Annotated in this window: 6 protein-coding genes; all 6 read right to left on the bottom strand. The window is 69.8% G+C overall.

The window, feature by feature from the left end; genetic code table 11:
• Positions 1–344: 344 nt before the first annotated feature.
• Positions 345–1,661: a hypothetical protein gene (locus tag AC08OQ_RS00750; protein WP_476599118.1), complete on the bottom strand. Its 1,317-nt coding sequence runs from the start codon at positions 1,659–1,661 to the stop codon at positions 345–347.
• A gap of 632 nt (positions 1,662–2,293) precedes the next feature.
• Entirely contained in the window at positions 2,294–3,088 is a 795-nt protein-coding gene (locus AC08OQ_RS00745; protein WP_476599116.1) for an SDR family oxidoreductase, read from the bottom strand.
• Complete coding sequence (locus AC08OQ_RS00740; protein WP_476599114.1) at positions 3,088–4,011, bottom strand: phytanoyl-CoA dioxygenase family protein; 924 nt, start codon at positions 4,009–4,011, stop codon at positions 3,088–3,090. Before AC08OQ_RS00740 ends, AC08OQ_RS00745 begins: the two co-directional genes overlap by 1 nt.
• On the bottom strand, positions 3,974–4,756 hold the full coding sequence (locus AC08OQ_RS00735) for an IspD/TarI family cytidylyltransferase (RefSeq protein WP_476593092.1): 783 nt from the start codon (positions 4,754–4,756) through the stop codon (positions 3,974–3,976). Before AC08OQ_RS00735 ends, AC08OQ_RS00740 begins: the two co-directional genes overlap by 38 nt.
• Positions 4,753–6,171 (bottom strand): DUF4910 domain-containing protein, encoded by a 1,419-nt coding sequence (locus tag AC08OQ_RS00730; RefSeq protein WP_476599112.1) that lies wholly within the window; start codon positions 6,169–6,171, stop codon positions 4,753–4,755. The genes AC08OQ_RS00735 and AC08OQ_RS00730 overlap by 4 nt, the downstream gene beginning before the upstream one ends.
• A 20-nt stretch (positions 6,172–6,191) precedes the next feature.
• A complete protein-coding gene (locus AC08OQ_RS00725) occupies positions 6,192–7,046 on the bottom strand; it encodes a glucose-1-phosphate cytidylyltransferase (protein WP_462202737.1) in 855 nt (284 codons plus the stop codon).
• Positions 7,047–7,183: the final 137 nt, after the last annotated feature.

Raw genomic sequence — 7,183 nt, 5'->3', positions numbered from 1 at the left:
CGGAAGACAGATCTAGACGGCCCTGGATTCTAGGAGGCGCAACGCCGGTATGACGAGCCGGGCGGTCAGCGTAATCTGACCGTCCGGCTCGTCATACCGGCTCCTCGTCGTACCGGCTCCTCGTGGTATACCCGGTCCCGGTCCCAGTGCCGGCCATCGCGATGGTGAGGCGAGCGGAACCGTTAGTCCGTCCTTCGGTGGCTCGACACGGGGACCCGCGGCGACCGTCGGCGGGCGCGGCGAGCACGGGTGGGGCGGCGAGCACGGGTGGGGCGGCGGTCTGTGTGGACGGCGCCATCCGCGCGATGTGGTGCGGTCGCGCGCGTGTCGTGCCGTGCCGTGGGTCAGATCGCGGCGAAGGACCGGCCCGGCACGGGAGCCGGTGGGAGCGGCGGTGACGACGCTCCCGGATCCCCTTGGAGCCTGACGGCCTCCTCTGGGGTCACCGTGAACCAGGTGACGAGCAGGAGGCCGAGCCCGGTGACGACCGGGGCCAGCAGGCCTCCGGACAGCACGCTATAGAAGATCAACACAGATCCGGAGAGCACGAACGACTGCGAGCCGCGTACGAACATCGCTACCACCAGACCGATGAACGCGGTGGTCCCGACGACGCCGTACTCGAGGATCAGCTTGGGTAGGAGGGCGTAGTTCAGCGGTAGTCCGGTGCGGTGGTAGAAGGCGGCGGCGTCCCGGTCGGCGAACCCGGGCCCCCAGCCGAACGCCACCGTCATCGGATCGCTGCCGAGCGCGTCCCAGGTCCGCTGGTACGGCTGGACGAAGCGCAGGCTGCCGCTAGACGTCGATGAGGACGTCTCCGTGGCACGCGCGGCGAAGATATCCGACGCCGGGGTGAAGCTGATGATCAGCGCCACGAGGCTCACCCCGAGCAGGGCGGTGAGCGCGAATCGGGCGCCCTTGTGAACGGCCAGCAGGACGCCCGCGCAGGCCAGCAGGAGCAGACCGGTGCCAGAAACGGTGCTCAGGATGGCCAGCACAAACATGATCATGCGCCACCAGCCGCCGTTACGCAGTGTGCAGACCACGATACCGAAGCCGAGGAACTGCGAGCAGAACGACGCCTCGAGGCAGATGAAGGCGTTCGACTTGTACAGCGACGAGCCATACTGCACGGGGTAGGACGTGTTGAACCCCTGCATCAGGAACTGCGGCGGCACGACGTTCTTGACGACGTCGGTGTATGGAACGCCGACGAGCTGAATGGCGAACTGGAACAGGGCGAGACCGGCGAGCACCGTGATCATGATCAGAAAACGGTCCAGCAGCCGGGGCAGGAGAGCGCGGGCGTCCGCGCCGCGCAGGCCGAAGAGGAACGGCACGTATGTCGCCAGCAGCAGCAACAACGAGGTGAAGGACGTGTCGTCGTTCTGCTGGAGGAAGGAGACGAGTGCCGAGGCCGAACATGCCGTCATCGCGACGAGGTAGGTGGTCACCCGGCCGGAGTTGTACGTCAGACCTCCGCGCCGCAGCATCAAGGCCGCGCAGACATAGGTGATCGGCAGGATTACCTGAACCTGTGAACTGCCCACCGGGAAAGCGATTCGTTGCAGGAAGATCTCGCAGAAGAGCAGAATCGTCAGCATCCGGAGGGTGGCGTCGTTGACCGACTTCCCGCTGCCGGCCTCCTGGGTCGGGATCACCCACGACCGTGGAATCCTGGTCGTGAGCGTGGTGGTGACCACTGGTTCCCGTCCCCCGTTCCTGGTCAGTGGGCTCCCGGGCGCCGCGCCCGGCGGCGGGGCCCGGCGATGGAAGCCCATCGGCACGTCGGCACGTCGGATAGCTGGCGCGACGGGCGGACGGCGCGGGCGGTTCAGTGTATCCGGGGCCCTCGTGCCGTCTCGCAAGGCGGTCTCCGTGCCGTTTCCGGAGCGCACGGTCGCGTCTTCGTTACGTCTCGCAGCCAGCTGGTGGGGGCTCTTCGAACCCGGCGCGGGCGGTGGATAATAGCGGTCGTCCGACCCGACAGCCATCGGTTTGCATCCGTGTAGATCGGTGCCGCCATGAGGGACCCAGCTCGGGAACCCGCCTGGCGGTGACGCGCGTTTGTCGTACCAGGACGGCGTCATCGCCGCGGTGATATTCGATTTTGGTCTGCCTCGGGTTCGGACCGGTCATCATCGCCGTTGTGGCGGTTGTGCAGGATCTGCCTGGTCCTGGATCTGGTCCTGGTCCCGAGGCCGGGATCGTGCCGTCGGCGGACTTCTAGGCCTCGGGGCCCGTGGGCTCTGGCGCGCCCACGGGCCCCGAGTCGTTGCGCAGCGGGAGCGCGTCAGTAGCTCTTCTTCGCCGGCCGCAGGTGTAGCTCGGTGATCTCCGCGGTGGGTGGGAGTCGGATCAGGTAATCGACGAGATCGGCCACGTCGGCCGCTTGGACGAGTAGCTCGGGCGCGTACTCACGGCCTTCCCGGGCGTAGATCGCCTCCTGCCGCGGGGTCGCCGTACGGCCGAGATGGATGGTAGTCACCCGGATGCCGTCGGCGTTGATCTCCTGGCGCAGGCTGTCGGCGAACCCCCGCATGGCGTGCTGGGTGGCGGCGAACACGCTGGTGCCCGCGCCGGCCCGGATGCCCTGGGTGGAGTTGACGATGACGATGTCGGCGCCGCGGTCGGCCCCGGCGACCCGCAGCGCCGGCAGCAGTCGCTGGGTGAGCGCGTACGGTGCCCGGACGTTCGCGAGGTACTGGGCGTCGAGATCGGCCAACGACACGGCGTCCACCCGGGCGCTTCCGTAGGCGCCGGCGCTGTGCACCAGATGATCGACGCGGCCGTAGCGGCCCGTGACCTCGGCGGTGAACGCGACGACGGCCGCGTCGTCGGTCAGGTCGAGGCACACCGGCGTCAGGCTGCCTGGCCCGGTTGCCTCCTTGCCGAGGGCGTCGAGCCGGGTCTGGTCGCGCCCAAGCGCGAGGACGGTGGCTCCGTCCGAGGCCAGCAGCAGCGCGGTGGCCCGGCCGATGCCGCTCGATGCACCGGTCACCACAGCGACCTGCCCGGCGAGCGGAACCTCGTCCGCCGCCGGGCCGTCCGCGCCTGCGCCCGCGCCCGATCCGTTCGGGGCCGCCATCAGACGTTCTGGTGGGAGAACACCAGTACCGCGTCCTCCCGCGGCGGCGCGGTGTCGTAGGTCAGGCAGATGTCCTCGGGGATCCGGCTCAGGTCGGTGCCACGCAGGTAGTCCCGCATGGTCGTGCCGGTGCACTCCGCGTCGACGTTTGGCGCTCCGACGTGGTTGACCACGTCGTCGAAGTGGACGGTGCGGAAGTCCATGCTGAACCGGGTGCGGCCGGAGTTGTTCGGCACCGAGGAGTGCAGCTGGGCCGCCGAGAAGATCATTATTCCGCCGGAGGGGGCGACCACCCGGGTCTGCGGAAAGATTTCCACCTCCTCCTCGGGCTTGGGCTGCTTGCGAGTGTCGGACTTGATGTGCTTCGCGGCGTCGGCCCGGTTCTTCGCGTTCCACTCGTAGTAGTCGTAGTCGCGGGAACCGTTCTTCACGTCCTGGGAGAAGTAGCGCGGGTGGAAGGCCATGGCGTTCTCCGGCACGATGTCGAAGATCGGCATCCACCAGTTGAGCTGGCAGAACGGTGCCGAGTACCAGGTGTCGCGGTGTGGGTGGAAGGCGTAGGCGATGCCCGAGGTGAGGTAGTCGTCCGACGTCGAGGTCCGCAGCCGGGGCACGTCGAAGTAGGTCTTCGACAGGTCGCAGCCGTGCTCGGCGAGAATCGCCGGCAGCAGCTCCTTGCAGGTGGGGTGGTGGATGAACCGTGGCTTCAGCTCGGCGAGCAGGGCCGCGTAGTCCTCGACCGGCATGTGGTACTGCGCCGTCTCGGGGTCGAGATCGCCGAAGGCCTCGCGGATCAGGGCGCGGCTGAACTCGACGAACTCCCGCGTCGCGGGACTGGGCGCGTAGACGAACAGCTCGCCGGCGTAGAGCCTCGCCCGCCGCTCGTCATCGGACAGCGTGGACTCGACCAGTACCGAACTCATCAGGTTCCCCCTCGGAACGGACATGGGTGAGAAGCAGCCGGGCCATGGCGAGTTCGTCCGGCGTGGTGACATGGATGTTCGCCGGCTCGCCGGGGATGACCACGACTAGGCCGCCGGCCGCGGCGACCATCGCCGAGTCCTCGACGGCCTCGCGGGCCCCCGCGTGCACGGAGCGCAGCAGGTCCGCCCGGAAGGCGTGCGGGGTCTGCACGAGCCGGTGTGTCTCCCGCGGCAGCGAGGCCCCAGTGACCAACCGGGGGGTGTCGTCGGGGAGGCCGTCGATCACCGTCGAGTGGATCTCCTTGACGACCTCGGTGAGCGGGAGCCCGGGTACGGCCGCGTCGGCGCCGGCGCGGACCTCGTCGACGACCCGCTGGTACAGGGCGGGAGTCGCGAGCGGATGGGCGGCGTCGGTGATCACGATGATCCCGGCGTCCGCGGGCACGGCCGCCAGCCCCGCCCGGACGGACTCGGCCCGGGTGGCGCCGCCGGCGACGACCCGCACTCCGTCCGGCGGTGACCAGTGGCCGATCAGGGCGGCGGGGACGACCACGGCGATGCCGTCACTGGCGGGCCGCGCTGCCGCGACCGGGTGGGCGAGCAGGGGCTCACCCCCGAGGTCGAAGAACTGTTTCGGCCCGCCGAAACGCGTGCCGCCGCCGCCGGCCAGCACGATCGTCCAGACCGGGCCGCTGTTCCCGGTGCTCCCCGCGCCGTTGGTGACGGCGACAGCGGTGTCGGTCACCGCTGGGCTCCCGCGGGCGCGGCGCTGGTGACGTCGCTGAGCAGATCGACGCCCGCCAGGGCGTCGGCCGCCGCCGCGACGGTGTCGAACGGCAGGTCCGCGCGGTCGGCGATGTCGAGCAGGCTGCGCGTGCCGTCGGCCAGGTTCAGCACCCACAGCAGGCCCATCTCGATCGCCTGGCGGTTCATGGTGGCCCCGATGGCGCGGTACAGGCCTCGCGGGCCGAGCTGCGGCTCCCCGTAGGGGGCGGTGTTGCGCCAGATGCGGTCGCGCTCGCAGATGGCGATCGTCCGCAGCAGGATCGCGAACGAGTCGGCCAGTGACTCCGGGGTCACGAAGTCGAGGTCGTCCGCAGACGTGTGGTACTGCGGATAGTCGCCGTGCTGGCCGCGCCCGAACCGGCCGACGGGCAGGTCGAAGCCGGGGGAGCAGAACTGCCGTTCGTCGTAGCCGTAGGGGGAGAAGTCGATGGCCTGGTGCGGCCGCCCGGTCTCGGCGAGCGCCGCGGCCGCGGCCCGGTCGACGACGGCGTCACCCCGCCGGCTGCGCTTGTAGGTCGGGTCGGAACGGTCACCCAGGCCGGTCAGCACCAGCCCGTGCCGAATGCGCCCGACGGTGTCGCGGTTGCGCGCGAGCCAGGTGATCGATCCGATCGTGCCGGGGATGAACAGCAGCCGGAAGGTGTGCCGGCGGGGCAGCCTGGCCAGGGTGCGGGCCAGCAGGGTGGCCGTGGCGATGCCCGAGCAGTTGTCGTTCGCCATCGCCGGGTGGCAGGTGTGGGTCGTGATGAGGAACTCGTCGTCCGTGGTCCCGGGCAGCATGATCTCGCCGTAGGTCAGCGACCCCGCGGTGAGGGTGGTGTCGATCTCCACGCCGTACTCGCCGTCGGGCAGCGCGGCGAGCTGCCGGTCGGTCAGGCAGAAGCCCCAGTTCTCGGTGTAGTAGGAGGTCCGGTAGGGCACCCAGTCCGGGCGGTCCGGCATCGAGAACAGGTGCGGGCGCAGCTCGTCGAGGGACAGCCGGGCGCGGACCGGTGTGCTGTACCCCAGCAGGTGCAGCGGGTTGTCAGCGGCGTCGACGATGGTCTTGCCGTCCGGGCCGGTCAACCGGGCCGAGGTGACGTTCCATTCCCGGGGCACGGTCCAGTCCAGGACCGGTGTCCCGCTGGGGACCTCGTGCACCGTGAGCGCGGGCTCCGGGCCGAGCGCCCGCGCGACGGTGGCGAGCGTCGTGCGGACACCGTCCCCGGTGATACTGCGCGCGGGGGGCAGCAGGGTGGCGACCAGGTCGTGCAGCCACGTACCCGGGTCGGCGCCTGCCGTCGCCGCGTACTCGCTTGCGCCGCCGGGGTCGGAACCGCTCAGGGGGGAACCGTTCGGCTCGGGACTGCCGGAGCCGCGGGAGGAATCGCTCATCGCTGGACCCGTCCGGAACCTCAGCCGGCCCAGACACGCCAAGGCGCGGCACCGGAATCCCAGAGCTGGTTCAGCTCGGTCCAGTCGCGGAACGTGTCCATACCCATCCAGAATCCGTCGTGGGTGTGCAGGGTCAGCTGACCGTCCCGGGCCAGCTGCTGCAGCGGGTGACGCTCCAGCAGCAGTGCCGGGTCGTCGTCGAGGTACTTGTCGATGAACTCGCGCTCGAAGACGAAATATCCCCCGCTCACCCAGCCGGTCTGCGGCGGCTTCTCGGCGAAGAGGGTGACGGCGTTGCCGTCCGTGGTCAGCTCGCCGTAGCGACTCGACGGCCGGACGCCGGTGACCGTCCCGATCCGCCCCGACGCCAGGTGGTCGGCGAGCACCGCGCCGATATCGACGGCACCGACTCCGTCGCCGTAGGTCAGCATGAACCGCGGGCCGGTCAGGTACTGGGCGACCCGGCGCAGCCGGGCTCCGGTTCCGGTGAGTAGGCCCGTCTCGGCGAAGGTCACCTCCCACGCCTCGTCGCCCACGGTGTTGTGGAACTGGGGGGTGTGGTCGTCGGAGAGCGTGAGGGTGAAGTCGGCGACCTGCGCACGGTAGGCGAGGAAGTAGTTCTTGATCAGATCGCTCTTGTAGCCGAGGCAGAGCACGAACTTACGGAAGCCGTAGTGCTCGTAGGTCTTCATGATGTGCCACAGCACCGGCTTGCCGCCGATGTCCACCAGCGGCTTGGGTAGTTTCTCGCTGGCTTCCCGCAGCCGGGTTCCCATCCCGCCGCACAGGATCACGACGGGGATGTCCGCCACGTCGGGAATCTCGCTGGTCTGGGCGATCTCGATGCTCAAGGCTGTTGCGTCTCCCGTGCTCATGCCCCGGTCCGGACGCGCTCGGGGCGGATGGGCGTCGATGGCCTGGTCGTCGCGGGACCGCGATGCGCTCCGGGCGACCCGGGACAGCCGTCCCGCGGGCCGGCTGGTCGTGACCGGTGGGGGCAGCCACCGGGCGG

Source organism: Frankia sp. CcCS3, from assembly GCF_977927575.1.
This window is presented reverse-complemented; position numbering and strand designations above follow the sequence as displayed.